We start from the raw sequence: 244 nt of genomic DNA, 5'->3' as shown, positions 1-244 counted from the left end.
CTTCGCCGGCGCGCAGCCGGTGGTGAAGGTCGGCCGCGTTGCCGGCCAGTTCGCCAAGCCGCGCTCGTCCGACAACGAGACCAAGGGCGAGGTGACGCTGCCCAGCTATCGCGGCGACATCATCAACGGCATCGAATTCGACCCGAAGTCGCGCATTCCGGATCCCGCTCGCCAGGAGATGGCGTACCGCCAGTCGGCGGCGACGCTCAACCTTCTGCGCGCCTTCGCGCAAGGCGGCTATGCC

Annotated in this window: 1 protein-coding gene; it reads left to right on the top strand. The window is 68.4% G+C overall.

Going from position 1 to position 244, the window contains the following annotated elements; all coding sequences use genetic code 11:
• On the top strand, positions 1 to 244 hold a 244-nt coding region (locus AC0L3S_RS39655), incomplete at both ends, for a 3-deoxy-7-phosphoheptulonate synthase (RefSeq protein WP_473285429.1).

It is taken from the genome of Bradyrhizobium sp. Ken01 (assembly GCF_055807355.1).
The sequence above is the reverse complement of the archived record's forward strand: the minus strand, read 5'-3'. Positions and strand labels throughout refer to the sequence as shown.